Source organism: Ktedonosporobacter rubrisoli, from assembly GCF_004208415.1.
In the GTDB taxonomy this organism is placed as follows: domain Bacteria; phylum Chloroflexota; class Ktedonobacteria; order Ktedonobacterales; family Ktedonobacteraceae; genus Ktedonosporobacter; species Ktedonosporobacter rubrisoli.
On sequence record NZ_CP035758.1, the window covers coordinates 2477508 to 2494400 of the forward strand.

At 52.4% G+C, this 16893-nt stretch carries 14 protein-coding genes; 10 read left to right on the forward strand and 4 right to left on the reverse strand.

Going from position 1 to position 16893, the window contains the following annotated elements:
* The first annotated feature begins 1124 nt into the window (after window positions 1–1124).
* From EPA93_RS11365 to EPA93_RS11395, 7 genes are all read left to right on the forward strand, one after another.
* Window positions 1125–1871: a hypothetical protein gene (locus EPA93_RS11365; protein ID WP_129887470.1), complete on the forward strand. Its 747-nt coding sequence runs from the start codon at window positions 1125–1127 to the stop codon at window positions 1869–1871.
* A 53-nt stretch (window positions 1872–1924) separates the two neighbouring features.
* Window positions 1925–2500 carry a DUF4388 domain-containing protein gene (locus EPA93_RS11370; RefSeq protein ID WP_129887472.1) on the forward strand — a complete coding sequence of 192 codons (576 nt, stop codon included), beginning with the start codon at window positions 1925–1927 and terminating at the stop codon, window positions 2498–2500.
* 33 nt (window positions 2501–2533) lie between these two features.
* Window positions 2534–4123 carry an APC family permease gene (locus tag EPA93_RS11375; protein ID WP_129887474.1) on the forward strand — a complete coding sequence of 530 codons (1590 nt, stop codon included), beginning with the start codon at window positions 2534–2536 and terminating at the stop codon, window positions 4121–4123.
* An 83-nt stretch (window positions 4124–4206) separates the two neighbouring features.
* Window positions 4207–5658, forward strand: a complete 1452-nt coding sequence (locus tag EPA93_RS11380; protein ID WP_129887476.1) for an APC family permease — start codon at window positions 4207–4209, stop codon at window positions 5656–5658.
* A gap of 3 nt (window positions 5659–5661) precedes the next feature.
* On the forward strand, window positions 5662–6492 hold the full coding sequence (locus EPA93_RS11385) for a GNAT family N-acetyltransferase (protein WP_129887478.1): 831 nt from the start codon (window positions 5662–5664) through the stop codon (window positions 6490–6492).
* Window positions 6493–6770: 278 nt separating this feature from the next.
* Window positions 6771–7244, forward strand: coding sequence for a PaaI family thioesterase (locus EPA93_RS11390; protein WP_129887480.1), 474 nt, complete (start codon window positions 6771–6773; stop codon window positions 7242–7244).
* A 107-nt stretch (window positions 7245–7351) separates the two neighbouring features.
* The gene (locus tag EPA93_RS11395) at window positions 7352–8488 is read left to right on the forward strand and encodes an epoxide hydrolase family protein (protein ID WP_129887482.1); all 1137 of its coding nucleotides are present in this window, start codon (window positions 7352–7354) and stop codon (window positions 8486–8488) included.
* Between the two features lie 55 nt (window positions 8489–8543).
* Here the strand turns inward: EPA93_RS11395 and EPA93_RS11400 are convergent, their stop codons facing one another.
* A complete protein-coding gene (locus EPA93_RS11400) occupies window positions 8544–9164 on the reverse strand; it encodes a GrpB family protein (protein ID WP_129887484.1) in 621 nt (206 codons plus the stop codon).
* A 95-nt stretch (window positions 9165–9259) separates the two neighbouring features.
* Window positions 9260–10381, reverse strand: a complete 1122-nt coding sequence (locus EPA93_RS11405) for a helix-turn-helix domain-containing protein (protein ID WP_129887486.1) — start codon at window positions 10379–10381, stop codon at window positions 9260–9262.
* A 168-nt stretch (window positions 10382–10549) separates the two neighbouring features.
* Between EPA93_RS11405 and EPA93_RS11410 the strand changes: the two genes are divergently transcribed.
* From EPA93_RS11410 to EPA93_RS11420, 3 genes are all read left to right on the forward strand, one after another.
* Window positions 10550–10768, forward strand: coding sequence for a hypothetical protein (locus EPA93_RS11410; protein ID WP_129887488.1), 219 nt, complete (start codon window positions 10550–10552; stop codon window positions 10766–10768).
* Window positions 10769–10884: 116 nt separating this feature from the next.
* Entirely contained in the window at window positions 10885–11139 is a 255-nt protein-coding gene (locus EPA93_RS11415; protein WP_129887490.1) for a hypothetical protein, read from the forward strand.
* A gap of 19 nt (window positions 11140–11158) precedes the next feature.
* Complete coding sequence (locus EPA93_RS11420; RefSeq protein WP_129887492.1) at window positions 11159–11542, forward strand: hypothetical protein; 384 nt, start codon at window positions 11159–11161, stop codon at window positions 11540–11542.
* A 71-nt stretch (window positions 11543–11613) separates the two neighbouring features.
* Here the strand turns inward: EPA93_RS11420 and EPA93_RS11425 are convergent, their stop codons facing one another.
* Window positions 11614–13254: an FAD-dependent oxidoreductase gene (locus tag EPA93_RS11425; RefSeq protein WP_129887494.1), complete on the reverse strand. Its 1641-nt coding sequence runs from the start codon at window positions 13252–13254 to the stop codon at window positions 11614–11616.
* Window positions 13255–13498: 244 nt separating this feature from the next.
* Window positions 13499–16765, reverse strand: coding sequence for a winged helix-turn-helix domain-containing protein (locus EPA93_RS11430; RefSeq protein ID WP_129887496.1), 3267 nt, complete (start codon window positions 16763–16765; stop codon window positions 13499–13501).
* Between the last annotated feature and the right edge of the window lie 128 nt (window positions 16766–16893).

The window sequence follows — 16893 nt, forward strand, 5'->3', positions numbered from 1 at the left end:
GGAGAAAGCCACTCTTTTGCCAGAGCCAGGGGTGGCAGGAGCACTGCTGGCTCATTCCCGGTCCTCAACACGAGGAAAGGAGCCAAGGTGAAAAGAGATGAGTGGGAGGAAACCACAGCGCCAGAAAAGAAGTGCTCTTCTTGCCAAGGAGGTGTGCTAGCAGGAGGGAACCAATGACGGGATATCCGAACCGCTGAGGGCCAGGTGTGGGGGCTTGTCACTGAGGAGCAGTGTGAAGCAACATCCTTCCAAGGAGGGAGAACTGCCTCTCTCAGAGCGTGGTGATGCGCACCAGCGGCGAGCGCTGCGCGAACAGGGAAATGGGAAGGGAGCTTGGTTTTTGAGCGGTAGGGAGGAAAGCGTCGGATGAGCTTGCTCCACGCCTGGACAGGCGGAGAGGGGAGAAGTGCTGTCCTTTTCGCGGCATCCACACGGTAGACTCTTGCCTGGCCGATTGGATGTGGACATCTGCTTGTGCTCAAGCATGAGCGACCTTGCCAAACAGAGCACCGCTGCTTTTGGGGGAAGAAGAGGCTCTGGCAAGCTGAAGTGGTAGCCCAAGAGGTCTGCACCAGTGAGAGGAAGAGCATCTGCGGGCAAGAGGTCATGCCACAATGCACCTCGCGTTGCGGCCTTTGGGGAGGCTCGGGAACGCGCCAGCGAGGGTGGGGCCAAGCGCCCTCCTCTGCTCGAAGTGCACGCGACCTGACAGCAACGCTGACAGCGACCGCCAGAGATCACCTGAGCTCCCAGGAGATGTCAAGAACCAGCTTCGCTCTGGGTGTGTGCTTCAAGAGATCAGCAGAGACGAAGGAAGACTTCAAATTAATAATACCTACTTATTTAACCTGAACCATATACTTCCCTGTTTTTTGCTTCATTTGTAAAGCAGTTAGCTTGCTATTCGGATTATTATCTATCTTCCTTCCTGTGCATATGTTGTTACTTTAACGACTTATTAATATGTTCGATTGCTTAGCATGTGATATTATTATAAATAACTATTATAGCTTGAGCATCTATAGGCTAGATTAGTTTTATTAAACCCAGCCGGTACCCAATTCTACTAATTTTTTTAATTGTCTGCAGTAATGTATTAACACGGAGAGCTTGCAGTGCAGTATGTGACAAAAGAACCTATTTCTCCAGGAAAAAACCTTAATGAAGGCTTTGCCGAAGAGCCTGGTATATCACTCCAGGATATTGTCAGGCACACAGGGTTAGGAATTAAGCTCAGGTTTTTACTGGCCATGATTCTGGTTGCGCTGATCCCGGTAGGGTTATTGGCTTTCTCTTTTAGCCATACAGCGCAGCCTTTCTTTGGGCGCAATACCTGGCTAATTCTCTCTGGAATCCTCTTTCTTACCGTGCTAGTTGCCACGGGAGTTGCATTTCCTATCGTGCGCCCCATTCGTCGTGCCACTCGTCTTATCAACACGACGACCGATGATGTGCGCTCCCTGTCTAACAGCGCTAGAGGGATTGCGCAGGATCATCAGCTAGGCATCACTATTTTGCGCGGAGCCAGTAAACGGTTTCTGACGCGTCGGCAATCAATTATTCGCGATGGAGATCTAATTGTGAAAACATGCGAGGCTTTGCGACCACGCCTCTCTTATCTCTTGCAGCAAAAACAGCTTGCCCACGATGCTAAAGAAATAGAACTTTTGCGCGACCTACAGCAGGGGCAGATGCAGATAGCCTCTCTTGCCGCGAGTATTGCACGATCGCTGGAAAGCGATAATACGCTTGATCAATTGAATCAGGCCATGGAAAGTGCGCAGGAGATTTCGTCACAGTTTGAGGAGGCGGGAAAACAGCTTGAGCGGGGGGCTCAGCAGCTTGAGGTCGCTGCGAGCACACTTCTTTAAAAAACTTAGCTCGGGATACTCTGGAAGAAGCTGTCATTTGAGGGAAGGTATATGTGTACACGAAAGATCTCATCAAGCTCTTACAACTGCTTGAGGTTTCGCAACAAAGCGGTCTGCTGGTTATTGGTCGGGAAGGAGAAAGTTGGCAAGCATTTGTGTTGTTACAAGCAGGACATGTACTCGCTTGTCAGATAGATGATTTGCGGCAAGGCCGTGGGGTAATATGCGGGGCCCGAGCTCTCGGCTGGTTAGGCCAAAGGGGAGCGTTGGAATGGCGGCTAGAGAAGCAAGCAGTCCAGCAAGAAGTCTTACTTTCGGCGTCTTTTCTTCAACCTGATAGCCAGAGGGAAGAGCCATCTCCCTCTACGGAGGCAAAGCTTTGGGGGGGAGCTCATCGCCAAATCTCATCGCCACATTCACCGTCCTCTCTTCCCCGAGTACCGTACCGTATTGGCACAACTGTGGGTGGCTCTGGCTTGCGCTCTCGTGAAGCACGGCAGATCTTTGCTCTTGTGGATGGGAAAAGAACGCCTGAGGATATTGCCCGCTTGCTCCATAAGTCCCTTCACGAGATAGTACCTGTTCTACGTGAGATGGAACGCCTGGGCCTGATTCGCTATGAGCATTGATAGTTTTTATTATCTCGATTTTATGAGGGAAAAATGTTCACTGATACATCGCGTCCATTGGGAGGCGGAGGTGCAGGGGGAAATGCACAAACATCTAAGCTGCAACCAGATCCCAATATGATGCAGCTGCCTTCTGAACGCTGGCCTGCCGGATGGCTGCCAAAGACCCTGCGGACGCGCGATCTGACGATCTTGTGTCTATTTGCTGTTCTCTTGATTACTAATGTACAGCTTGTTGCTGGCGGTGGAGCTGCTGGCTTCCTTTATTGGATGCTGGGCTTTTTCCTGTTCCTGATACCTTCAGCGCTTGTCTGTGCTCAACTCTATCGGTTCTTTCCGGGGGAAGGTGCTGTCTATCTATGGGCAAGGAAAGCCTTTGGAGGCTTCTGGGACACCTTTCTCGGCTTCTTTTGTAACTGGTGGCCTGGCGCTATTGGCCTGACTGTCGAAGTTGGCGCTTTTGTTTCGAGCATCCAGGCCTTACATCCTGATTGGCTGGCAGTTTCCTGGCAACAAGGTCTTGCAGAGATTCTGGTCTTATTATTGGCGCAGGCGCTTTGTTTTCTGGATCAGCAGAGGCTGCAGCGCATCTTGAATATTGCCTTCTTTGCCTACGTGAGCATGGTTGCTCTGGTTGGCCTGGCAGGTGTTTTCTGGGTTATCAGTGGTCATCAGTTACAAGGTGATTTTTCTCCACAGGGCTGGCAATTGAGCTCTGCGAACGCGCCGATCTTTGCTACTGTGGTGGTTGCCCTCTTGGGGATTGCGATCCCCCTGAATTTAGGCGCTGAAGTGACCCATGAGCGAAATGGTTATACTTATCTCTTCTGGGGAGTGCTGATTACCATTGTTGGCTATCTCTTTGCCACTTTTGCCATCCTGGCTGTTCTTCCCGCCAAGGATCTGGCTAATCCAGCCTTTCTCGGGCTCGTCTTTCGGCGCGCCTTCGGCCCCGGCCTTGGGGATGCGATTAGTGTTATTAATTATCTTATTCTGGCTTTCTATTTCGTCTGCGCTACTGCCGCCTACAATTCAATGTTTGCGCGTTTGCTTCTTGTGGCAGGCGTCGATCATCGCCTTCCCAGGCCAATGAGGAAGTTATCGCCGCGACGTGTGCCCATTAATGCCACCATTGTACAGACCTGTATCAATATCGTCTTTGTGGCAGTGCTCTTTTTTCTGACTCCGAGTGCTAATGGTTTGTCAACCACTGTCTTTCTGGTGATCATGAATGCTGCTTCGGTAGTCTGGAATATTGCCATGATTGCTTTGTTCCTCTGCGGTATCATCCTGGGTATTCGTTTTGGTTCCCAATTTAAGCAACGCTGGCTTGTGCCATTTCCAGTGCTTTTGCTGGCTTCGCTGTGTGGAATACTTGCTTCATGTGTGGCTATCTACAGTACCTTCTTTGTTGGCTCGCCAGTTCCAAATGTATTGGGCAATGAAGATTGGGTTTTCTGGGTATTGCTAACCGTGCTGGTGAGCCTGGTAATCGGGGCCATCTATAGCTTTCTTGCTCCCGAGGCCGAGGACTTGATAGCCCTGCTGCATAGCAATAAGTCGGCTTCTATAGCGCGTAAAGAAGCTCCCAACGGGCAGGGTTTTCAAACGCATCAAAGATAGGATAAGTGTTATGTTTACTGGCCGGAAATTTGGTGTCTGAACAGTTATTACTTTGTCTCTTTTATGCAAAAGGAAGGGTGACTATGGATCATGTAGACACGCCGCAGGATCTGGCAGAGGATGTACAGGCTGAAGGCCATGCTCTGCGTAAGGGCTCTCTAAGCATTTTTGATGCCATTGCGCAATCGGTAGCGCTACTCTCGCTTGAGATGGGCATTGCCCTTTCCAGCTCTGTAGCGGCAGGTTCGGCCGGAGCTGCGGCTCCGCTGGCCTACCTGGTTGCTGGTGTGGCCAGTCTATGCCTGGCCTATGTCATTATTCGTTTTACCAGGCGCATGGCCAGCGCGGGCGGCATCTATACCTATATCGCGCAGGGCCTGGGGCCGCAGGCAGGCTTTCTGGGAGGCTGGATGTATGGTGGGGCTTTTGCGGTGGGCATCTCTTTCACGCTAGCAATTTCCAGCCTCTTCTTTGAAACGCTTCTCTCCCATGCGGGTATAAGCTTGCCCTGGTTTGCTATTTTCTGCGTCCTGTTGATAGCTTTGTTTGCCTTTGCCTTTTTTGATATTCGCCTCTCAACGCGAACTCAGTTGCTGGTTTCGGCGATTGGCACGCTGGCTGTGCTTGCTCTGGCGATCATTATCGTGGCCAGAGGTGGAGCTTCAGGTCTCTCGCTGGCACCTTTCTCGCCCGCACGTCTGCCGGGCGGCCTTTCCTCGCTCTTTTTTGCCGCCATTATTACCTTTACTGCCTTCATTGGTTTCGAAGCTGCGGCGGTGCTGGGTGAGGAGACCGCTCGTCCCCGTGTGGCCATTCCGCGCGCGATTCTTGCCGCGATTCTGATTGGGATGGTGTTTTATATTTTTGTCTCTTTTGCACTCTCGCTGGGATATGGCGTGGATCATGCTCAAGTCTGGGCCAATGATCAAGCGCCGTTAGATACGCTGGCTACGCGCTATGCGGGCCCTTTCCTGGCAACTCTTATCGATCTGATGGTGGCGATTGGCGCCTTTGTGGCCTCTCTGGCTGGACTTGTGCTCACGACGCGCACAATGTATGCCATGGGGCGCGATGGTGGATTACCCCGTCAGTTGAGCTGGACACATCCGCGCTATAAGACGCCATGGGTAGCGATTGTCCTTTGCCTGCTCATTACACTTGTTCTGGGTGCGGCTCTTGGCTTGCCTCTGGGCCCCTTTGCCTATTATGCCTTTGTGGCCACAACAGCTTCATTGGGCATTCTGCTAGCTTATATGCTGGTGGCGCTCTCGGGAATCGTCTTCTTTCTGCGCTCGCGCAGGCAGACAAAGGCAGGAGGCGTTGCGCTAGTTTTTGACATTCTTCTGCCAATAATCGCTATAATCATTTGTGGTTATACATTATACAGTTCAGTTTATCCCATCCCGGCTCCTCCGCTGAACTATGCTCCATATCTGGCGGCGGCCTGGTTGCTCATTGGGGTGATCATTCTGCTCGTGCTCTGGAAAAGGGATGCTGAACGTGTGCGACACTTTGGTAAAATTTTAGGAGAATAACTGATGTATGTTTTATCGTCAACGGCTTCACTTGCTGAGATTCGACGAGCGATGGAAGAGAATCTGGAAGTGGCATATATGCGCCTGGGGCGCGGTCTGGGAGCCAGATTTACTGTTGATGAGAAAAGCACCCACTTTTTCTCGGGCCTTGACGCGCCGTTTGCAAATGGGGTGTTTCGTCTGCACCTGAGAGAAGAGGAGGCCGATGAGCGTATTAACTATATTCTGCAGGCGTCGCGTCAGGAGCGCGTTCCGACGATCTGGCTGCTAGGCCCTTCGTCTACTCCAGGCGATCTGGAACAACGCCTGCAACGCTATGGCTTGCGAGAGGATGAGCGGGCGCCCGCGATGCGCGTTGATCTTGCACAGTCTCGCGAGCAGGTAGTTGTACTGCCCGAGGGCTTTAGCATTCAGACAGTGCAGGATGCAACCATGATGCAGAGCTGGCTACAGACGTTCGTGGCTGGCTTCGGCTTTCCAGAGCCGGCCGCGAAAATATTCTTGGCGCTAGGTGAGCGCTATGGTTTCGTGCCTTCCGAGGATGTGCGCTACTATCTCGGCCTGCAGAATGGCGAGCCGGTCAGCACCTCTCTGCTGTTCTATGCTGGTGGCATGGCTGGAGTCTATGGAGTAGCAACTGTGCCCCAGAAGAGACGGCAGGGCCTGGGGGCGGCGCTGACTCTGCATGCAATGAAGGCTGCGCGGGAAGAAGGCTTTGTCTATGCTACGCTGCAGGCTACGGAGATGGGCGTGAGCGTCTATCGGCGCCTTGGCTGGCAAGAGGATGGTTCATTCGTAACCTATGTCTCGTCAGCGGAGCAGGGAACGGCCTGAGCCAGGCTACAGGAATTGTATGTACAGCCAGGTGCGTATGCTAAAAAGAGGAATATAAGCAAGGAAGGCCAGATGAAGGCCTTCCCAGTCCACAGGCAAACTGTTAGTTGGGAGCGATGAGGGAGATTGTTAACGAGTTTCAACTATGCACCTTCAGTTGCGCTCTGCTTATGTAAGGCGAGAAATGTGCTTGTATCGTGGCGCCCTCTCTTGCTTGGGCATGGTGCTAGCGATGCGTTGCTGTCAATCAGCACGAATGTGGAAAGGAAAAGTGCACTTTGGAACAACTGGCATTTCAGGATGTTTTCTCGGGCGATCTCAGTCAGTGCTGGGGATGTGGTTGTCACAATCCGCATGGCCTTCAGATCAAGTCGTATTGGGCAGAGGAGGGCCAGGAAACAATTTGCACCTGGCAACCCCAGGATCAGCATACTGCGGCTTGGCTCAATGTCCTCTCAGGTGGCATTATTGCCTCTCTCATTGATTGCCATAGCGTCTCTACTGCGATGATGGTGGCCTTGCACGATGCTGGCTATGCATGGACGAGCGAGCCGCCGGTTATTTATATTACGGCTTCGTTACAGGTGACCTATCTCAAACCAACGCCGATGACCAGTCCTGTCACGATCCGCGCTCGGGTCACGGAGAAGGGCAAGAAAAAGATGCTAGTACAGAGCTCGCTCTTTGCCCAGGATGAGCTTTGCGCACGGGGAGAAGTTGTCGCTGTGCGCTACACGCCAGCCACGCAGTAGCCAGCTTATTGTGTACAAGCCTCAAAAAGGGGATCAATCTTGTCCTCCTTTCAGGATATACTGTCTTTGTAAATAAAAAAGTGCTCACTAAGGAGGACAATACACAGATGAGTGTGCAACCATTTAAAATAAATGTTCCGCAGGAGACGTTAGATGATTTGCACGAGCGTCTGGCGCATACGCGCTGGATCAATGCGGCGCCGGGAGATGGCTGGACCTATGGCATAGAGCTTGCATATATGCAAGAACTTATGCAGCATTGGCAGCATAGCTATGACTGGCGCAAACAGGAGGCTGCGCTCAATCGCTTTGCCCAGTTTCGCGCCGAAGTAGATGGCGTGGGCATCCACTTTATTCACGAGCGAGGGAAAGGACCGAATCCCACTCCACTCTTGCTAATTCATGGCTTCCCCGATTCTTTCTACCGCTATCATAAGGTGATTGAGCGCCTTACCGATCCTGCCAAATTTGGGGGCGACCCAAATGTCTCATTTGATGTGGTTGTGCCATCTATTCCTGGCACGGGCTTTTCTGATCCTGTGACGCTGGATGACGATGTTAATGCCGATCTCTTTGCCAAACTGATGACCCAGGAACTCGGTTACACAAAATTTGTCTCGGCTGGTGGAGACCATGGAACCGTGATCACGCAATCTCTGGCCCGCCGCTATCCAGCAATCCTCAGCGGTATTCATCTGACCGATGTGGGCTATCCCGATCAGAATACTGACTTTTCAACGCTCTCGCCAGCTGAGATGGAGATGGCTCAATGGGTACAAAAATGGTTTATGGAGGAAGGGCTTGGCGTGAACATGATCATGGCAACCAAGCCGCAAACCCTGGCTTATGGTCTCAACGATTCGCCTGTTGCCCTCGCCTCCTGGCTAATCGGTTATGGCAGTAGCGGACAGAAGGGGAAAGAGGAGCTTAAAACGCGTTTCAGCGCTGATGAACTCCTGACCAATGTGATGATTTACTGGGTGACCCAGACTATTCACTCAGCCGCGCGCGGCTACTTTGTTTCCATGCGTCATCAAGGGAACTATGCTCCCAGTACAGCCGTGCCAGCCGCTGTGGCCCATTGCCCCTATGATCCGCCTTTGCCCCGCGCGTGGGCAGCGCGGCATGTCAATCTTGTGCATTTTACCGATTTTCCTCGCGGCGGCCACTTTATGGCCTGGGAAGAGCCGGAGCTCTATGCTCGGGATCTACAGGATTTTGTGAGCCAGCTGCGCAAAGCCTGACGCGTTTCGCGGGGCGCTGAAAACATGAAACGCCAATAGGTTGGTTGGGAGAGACTTAGCCGTGGATCTCTCGTTGAGCCCGCGCAAGGATCTCCTCAACCACAGCGGTTTTGGCATCGGCATAGTTTTGCATGTACTTCCAGTTCTGGCGCGCGAGCTCCCACTTGGTGCGTTCATAGAGCTGGCGGTCTACGGGATGGCTGCGCAGCCAGTTGCGGAAGAGTAACATGCGCTCGATCTCCGGGCAGCCCAGCGTGAAGACATGCAGGTTGAGGTCCGGGTTTGCTCCTTTGAACATGCGATGCTCATACCAATCGGGTTCGCGAATGCTTAGCACATAGCCAGCGGCTTGCAGGGCCGGTGCATAAGCCGCCTCATCTGCCGAGTCAGCTAGTGCGAGTAATATATCGATTCTCGGCTTGGCGGCTAGCCCTGGCACTGAAGTCGAGCCGACGTGCTCAAGCAATAAAACTTGCTTGCCAAGTGCGCTACGAATGCGCTCAGCCTCGTGCTCAAAGAACTGGGGCCACGCAGGATCGTAGCCTATAATTTGAATAGACCCGCTCAGCACTTGCGGTTCCCCCAGCGTAACCGCGCGAAGCTGCTCCTCGGTCGTCGTTCTGCTGGTTTCTAGTGGCAGATCACCTTCGGCTTGCGAATGATCGTTCTCAGGCATACCCATCTCCTTCCAAATTTCATCTTATTATTATTTTAGGAGGAGAAAGGAAGAACTTGAACAACTCTTTAGCCTTTTTCTTCCTATGTAAAGAACTAGTACTCATTGGGGCCTTCTAAAGCTTCGTTTAGCTCCCATTCCGCCTTGCTGTATTTGGTAACTTGTTGATACATGTACCGCTTAATAGCGTAAATTCTCTCTAAGCGCCTATTGTGACCATGCTCTCTGCTATATGTTGCAGCCTGTATTGCAAGTGGTGTAGCATTTCTTACATCTCCCTCACGTACTAATATTTCTGCTCGCGCTACCTTCATGAGTATTTCCGATGACTTTGTTGGGTTCCGATATTTTTCTGCCTGGTCAATGTAGTCAAGAGCTCTTTGGGTTTTCCCTAATCTGCAAAAGCTCTTTGCATACTCTTCGAATACATAACCTAGATTGAATTGCCTAACTGAATTGTTTTGCTGGTCGATAGAGCGAGCCAGGTCTTCAGCCTCTTTAATAGTTCTATCAAAATTCTCTAGTTTATATCCTTGCATGTAGGTGCGTGCTAACAATTGGAGTGCGTTTCCTTGTGCTGCCTTATCTGCAAGCGGTGTGGTATCCCGTGCTCTTTCAAGATAGTGAATAGCGTTTGCAATGTCACCTTTACGCCTCAACATATCACCCTGGTACGCAAGAGAGATGTTGATGAGTGTATCATCTTTCAATTGCTGTGCGAAATACTCCATTTGCTGATAGTAATAGAGTATGTGTCCTACCTCTTCAGTCTTGAGGGAAAGAGATGCCGCATGTGCAGTCGCGTGATACATCCGGGCAAGTGTTCGGAGCGCCAGTATATCGCTTGTTCCAGTATGTTGGCTTGCTTCTAGGATGAGATTTTCAGCGACAGCATAAGCCTCATCAACATGGGCCTTATCAACCAAGTTCCAGATGCGGTCAACCTTTGTATCGATCTCGTCAAGTCGAATTGGTGCATAGATAGAGGTAGCTATCCCCAAATCTTTGTATGGAATACCCAGCCGATCCGCAATACGCTTGAGTTCTCGTGTATCAGTGAGCTGTGTTTCTGCATTTTCCCAACGGCGTATTTGTCGGGTATCCTCGTCAAGCAAGGCAGCTAGCTGTTCCTGGGTGAACTTGTGCTGATCCCTGTAGATTTTTAACGCTCGCCCTAGTGCTGTAGGTGGACGTGGCTTGGCGTCTCTTCCTGACATAGCTTACCCTCTTTTATTTGTGTAACGCCCGCTAATAGGCAAAATTTGTCCTTCACTTTTCCAGCTATCTCAACCACAATATAAGCAGATATATCGAGCATATTATAGGTTATCAGACAGAGATTAGCAACCGGTTGCTCTATGCTCTTTCACTGTGGGAGAGGAAAAATGAAGGAGAATACTAGCGAAGTGGTACAGCTTTTAGATCGTATAGATCAGGAATATCAAGCGGCTCAATGGGCACTAAAGGGGCTGGCGTATGGGACTGCGCGACACGATTTTATCAATGAGCGGCTAGTAAACCTACAAGCATTACATGAGCAGATCATAGAGCAGGTAGGGCCTGATGCTGCTCCTCAATTGATTGCGCGCGCTTACTCCTCTTAAGATCTCCATCCTTGAATGGGCCGCTGTACAAGAAGAGAAAAAAGGCTGGAAGGGAGGAACAGAAGTGTATCACATGATGATGTACCTGTGCTCGCGTAATGAGGGAAAAGATAGGGATGATGGAGCTTGATATCAGCCAACAAGATACGCTTCCACTGCCGTTACTAGATAGCCTTCGGGCATATATGGAGAGGCATCATTTGACCTGGGTCGCTGTGGCGCGACTCTCAGGTGTGAGAGTTATCACTGTATGGCGAATGTGGTCTGACTTGCCGGTTTCTACGGCGGATGCCATGCGGGTACGGGTCGCTGTCCAGTGCTTCACAGGATATGCGTATCTCGGTCCGCTTCTGACCTATGAACTGCTATGAGAGAGGATGAGGGAAAATCATGAGTGGCACGTTTGATAACAGGAAAAGGGAAGCTGCATCTTCCCAGCACCCCCAAACGGAAACGATTTCCCTGGTAGTGGATCGACACGCGATTCATGAGCATGTGCTTGCACTTATCGCAGACCAAAAACAAACATGGATCACGTATGAACCCTGGGGCGGGACGCATTGGCGTGTTCACATTCGGGGTTCTGGGCGCGCTGTCTCTCAAGATGAGGTGCCAGATCTTCTTACCGCAATGCAAGATGCGCATGCAGTACTGATTCTGAAATCGTGCATTATGCCGCAATTGCTATTTCTGCAAAGCCCCTCTGGCCGCCTGCTCTATGGGGAAGATTTGTTGTGGCGGCAACGGTCTTTTTTAACGATTGCTCCTGAGTAAGGATTTACAACCCTTTGCACTAGTGGATGGTTTAGGTGAGAGCAAGAGGAGTCTTTGCTCCTCTTGCCTCCTTAGCGAAACAATACTTGCTTCAATACCTGCTCTAGAGCCGCTTGCGGATTGCCTGGCTGCTCACGTGAGCGCCAGGCCACGAAGCCATCGGGACGGATGAGCAAGGCACCGTATTCTGAGATACCTGCGCGCGCGGGCCATTGCTTCTGATCTGCAAGTAACTCTCCGCTTGGCCCTATCCGATAGGCGTCCAACTCCACATCCAGGTGTTCTCTCACCGCAACTGCAGCCTGCAGCCAGTCAGCTCCGGCGGAGCCTGTTAGCAGGACAAAGTTCTTGCCAAAGAGATCAAGCGTGGAGATACGCTGACCCTGGTATTGTACCCATATATGCGGCGCGCGTGTCCCTGGCCTGCCATCGAGCCCCAGCGTGCCCGAGAGCAACTGCCTGACTATTCCCTGGGCAGGTGAGCCAGCTGAAATGATGGCCTGAGAAGTATATTCGTAACCATAGCCCAGCAGCCTGGGCATGCGGCGTACCATACCTATAATATGCGTGAGGCTTTTCTTCATCGAGATCAGGCCGTGCTCGTCGGCGGCTGCTCCCGACTCTTCAGCGGCCAGGCGGCCAACCGGTCGGCGCTCGCTGTCATAGGTACTCAATAGTTCCGGGCCAGCTTTTCCCTTGAGCACTGCTGCCAGTTTCCAGGCCAGATTGTGGGCATCGGCAACCCCGGTATTGGCGCCTTGGCCGCCCCAGGGTGGCATCTGGTGCGCAGCATCGCCAGCCAGAAACACGCGCCCGTGCTGGAAACCATCGGCGACGCGTACTGCCGACTGCCAGGGCAGAATGCTCTTGATCTCGATCTCGATATCAGGCAGACCCAGAGCGATGTGCAGCAGTTCCTTGCAGCGTTCTGCTGGAAAATCGGCGGCCTGCTCGCCAAGGTTGGGATCGTAGGATAGATGAAAGACCCAGAGATCGCTATTGTTGATGGATGTGAATAAACCGCGGACCTCGGGGCGCTCGATCTGGCACAAACTGAACTCGCGCCCGCGTACTAGCTCGTGTAGATCGGCTTGAAACAGGATATTCAATAGATGTCCCAGCACGCCGCGCCCGCTTGTGGAGACGCCAAGCATCTGGCGCGTTGGACTGGAAGCTCCATCGGCGGCAAGCAGATAGTCGGCGCGGATGGTAGAGAGCGTTCCGCTTTCGCGCTCGCGGATGGTTGCCGTTACGCCGGTCTCATCCTGTGCAAACTCGATAAGTTCGGTGTAAAAGCGCAGATCCCCGCCATGTTCGCGGGCGGCCTGGAGCAATACAGGCTCGATCTTATCCTGTGTACCGCGTGCCCCGGCTACTGGTCCCAGCTTTTGAAACAGGCCAGCAGCTGGCAATTTTCGTTTGCCCTCTTTACGCCGCCTGGGCTCGATTACCTCGAAAAGCGCTCGGCCCTTGAATATCCCCATACTGGGAGCTAGCTCGGCTCCTGCCGCGCGTACTGCCTCGGCGATGCCCAATTCACGATACAATTCCATTGTGCGTGCGTTGACGCCACGCGCTCTTGGATGAATCGAGGTGCCGCGATGGCGTTCGACCAGTAGCGAACGAATGCCATGTTCAGAGAGAAAGAGCGAGGCGGATAAACCAACGATGCCGCCTCCAACGATCAGCACCGGGACGTGTTCCTGGGTCATATCTATCTTCCTTTCAGCATATATATGTAGTGCTCATGAGAAGGCATCGGCAGGACGTAACGCTTTTCATATAGCCGAAGAATATGGAGATTGTTCTAGCTCGCTAAGCTCGTCTACCGAGCCACTTCCAATGCTCTTGTTTGGAGTATAGAAGCTGGCGGGGCTTGTGAACATCATCTAGCCGGGTAGATTAGTGGGTGATTTGGGCGGAAAATAGCTGTACCTGCTTGAGTTTGTGGGAACGCTAGCGAAATTCTAGTTTACGGGCCGCCTCGCAGGCTTGCTGGCGCGTCTCAACATGAAGCTTGCGATAAATGCTCTTGAGATGAGCTTTCACAGTATTTATGGAGATGATCAGCTTCCTGGCGATTTCTGGATTCGTGCGGCCGGCTAAAAGCTCGCGCAGCACGCGCTCTTCTTGCGCGCTTAATGGCTCGGCCAGCAGGGTATAGGCGAGGGTAGAAGGCGTCGTGGTCGGAGCTGCGGCCTTGAGAATTTGGTGGGTATAGGCAATAAGTGTTTGCTCGCGAAGCTGGGGCAGGCTAACGCGTAAGAGCCTAATCATGCTCTCTCCACTATCCAGGAAGAGACGCACATAGCCCTCAGTGTGGGCATAGGAGAGCAGGGTCTGCAAGGTCTCGCGAGTCTGAGCGATGTTTCCAGCCGCGAGCCAGGCCAGAACCAGCGCGGCTTGAATCCGCAAGGCGCTACGCATGTGACCCATTTGTTGAGCCTCGGTGAGCAGGTTGAGAAGCGCGTTTCGCGCCGCCGTGGTATGGCCTTGTACGAGCTGACAGCGTGCGGCCAGTAGCTCTTCCTGCTCGCGCTGTATCAAGGGGAGTTCCATGTGCATATCAAGATTGCTTTGCCAGAGTTCCGCGCTTGAGACATCGCCAAGATCCAGAGAGAAGCTGACTTGAGTCATTTGAATTTCTCGATTGAGGCGTGTTCGCAGCTGTGAGGTGGCCGGAAAACGCACAAGCAGCGCTCGACAACGTTGCCTGGCGCGTTCGGTTTCCCCGCGAGCGTGCTCAATATGGGCCAGCACGAGTGAGGCCTGGACCTCAAATTCTTCGTTGCCGAGGATTCTGCCGCAGTTCAAGGCTTCCTGTGCCTGCTCTTCTGCGCTTTGCATATCATTCCACTCATAGGAAAGCCGGGCCAGGAAGAGCGAAGCGTGAGCGATATCATCCTCATCATTATCTTCTCTGGCTTCAGCAAGCATCTGGCGAAAGTATTCGGCAGACTGCCGCAATTTTCCCTGCTCATAATTAATCGTATTGAGGAGAACCGTATGGGCTCGCAATATTGCCCGCTTCCCGCCAAGCATTTCGCAGAGTGCATAGAGCTCCAGAAAAATTTGTTTGGCCTCCTCTAGCTGGCCGGCGGCAATTTTGCCCATGCCTATCACGTTAAGGCTGAGATTATACCAGCCCGCCTCCTCTTCGGTGAGCAAGTTAAGCGACTTTTCGGCATAACTTATTGCCTCGCGGAGATTGCCTTGCTCCCTGGCAATCAGCGCGCGAAAAGCCAGAGTTTGTCCGAGTCTGGGTCCATCCATGATGGCGCGAAACTCCTCTTCAGCCATTTGTAGCAGGTGCTCGATTGTGGCCCAGAAGGCCTGCATGGAGAATACTGACTCGTCTAGTTTTGCCGTATACCCCTGAGATAAGGCAGGTCGCTCCACGATTAAGGTAAATAGAAGCGCCGCTGCATAGCCAAGGAAAAGGATCGGGTGCTTGCGCAATAAGCTTTCTGGCAATTGGGTTAGCCAGCGCCGCAAAGTATGGAAGCCATTTTCCTGCTGGAAGCTCTGCAGAGACAGTATCAAGTATTTTTCCCTGATCAGGATATCTTCGATTAATTTTGCCGCGCGAGCCGTGTCCTCAGCCTGGAAGGCGGCCTCCACTGCTTGTGTGTGCATTCCTTGTTGTGCATACCATTGACTGGCGCGAAGCGCGAGATTGTGCAGGACATCCTCGCCAAGGCGACGGCGGGCTTCGAGTTGCATAGCTTCGGCAAAGAGTGCATGGTACCGATACCATATTCCAGCCTGGTCAAGCGCTTCCAGGAAGATGCCGGCGCGCTCGATCTCTTCTAGAAGAAGCTGGCTGTTGGACCTCTTCGTCACGGCATTGCAGATCTCCGCCGTCAGACGATCGAGCATGCTTGTGCGGAGCAAAAAGTCCTGGCGCTCTGCCGATTGAGCCCTGAGCACTTCCGTGAGGAAATAATCCTGGAACGCGCGTTGCTCTCCCGTAAAGGTCATAAGGATGTGCTCAAGATCTTGCTGAGCGGCGCTTCCTTGCAGCGAGAGGGCCAGAAGGCGTAACCCTGCAGCCCAGCCTTCCAGTCGTGTAGAGATCTGTGCAGATAGCGTTGGTGGTAGCTGCGATAGCGCAGGTGCTGAGAGGCGCTGCAAGAACTCGGTAGTCTCCTGAAGCGAGAATCGTAGATCGGCGGTCTGGATTTCGTAGAGGTCGCCCCTGGATCGCAAGCCGGCCAGCGCAATTGACGGTGTGCTGCGACCTATCAGCACCATATGGAGTTGTGGGGGAAGGTGATCCAGGGAGAAGGTGAGCATTTCATGGATATGAATATCGGTGATCAAGTGATAATCGTCAAGGATGAGGATGCCGTGACATCCATGCCTGACGATATCATTGAGCAGCAAGGTGAGGATCAGCTCGTGAGAAGGTATTTCAAACGAAAACAGATCGGTTGCGAGTAGCTCATATGAAGCCTGGGCTGGCTCAGCATAGAGGCTCTGACAGGCTCCAGCAAGATAGCGCCAGAAGCGCAGCAGGTCGTTATCATGCTGCTCAAGAGAGAGCCAGGCTACCGGCTGTGCATGCTCCTGCCTGCGATTGCGCTCCATCCATTGGCTGATGGCTGTAGTCTTGCCAAAGCCGGCCGGAGCTGTAATGAGCGTGAGCTTGTGGTCTCGTATGGTATCAAGCTTTTGTAGCAAGGCTTTGCGCTCTATCAGGCTGATGTGCGGAAGCGGCGGCTGAAATTTTTGCTGCAGAAGTGGGAGCGGCTGAGCCGTTGGGGAAGATAAAGGTGGGCTGGCGATACTTTCCTGGCGGTTTGTTGATTGCTTTTTTTTATTATCTCGCTGTAAATGATAGTTTTGTGACGTGGCAACTGTCTTATCCACTGGAACTGCCAGCTCGGCAGGTGCGGAGACTTTCTGCGCAAACGAACTGGCTATTTCTTCAAGATGCGTAGGGCTGAGATCTGACGTTCGCCCAGCGTATTGCTTGACTGTCCGTCGCTTGTGGCTGCGATACGCATACCAGTACACTGTTCCGCGCGCGCGTGGCTCCTTAAGCAGGGTGAGCTTGCCTTGTTTGCCCTGGAAAGAGAACGAGCTATGCGTTCCCAGCCAGCTGAACCACCAGCCTCTCTCCTGCTCTTGAAAGGTATAGATTAGCTGGTTCTGTTCCCAGAGCTCATACTGGCCCTTGGCTGGCGACCAATGCAGATGATATTGGGCTTGTTTTGGCATAACCCCTTCTCAACAAAGAAATTGTGTATAATTCAATCGTGTATTCCCCAACGCATCCCTATTTCCCCTCACAAAAGTAGCACAAGATACTATGTTTGTGCTAGCCCTTTTAAGAAGGGAGTATAGTA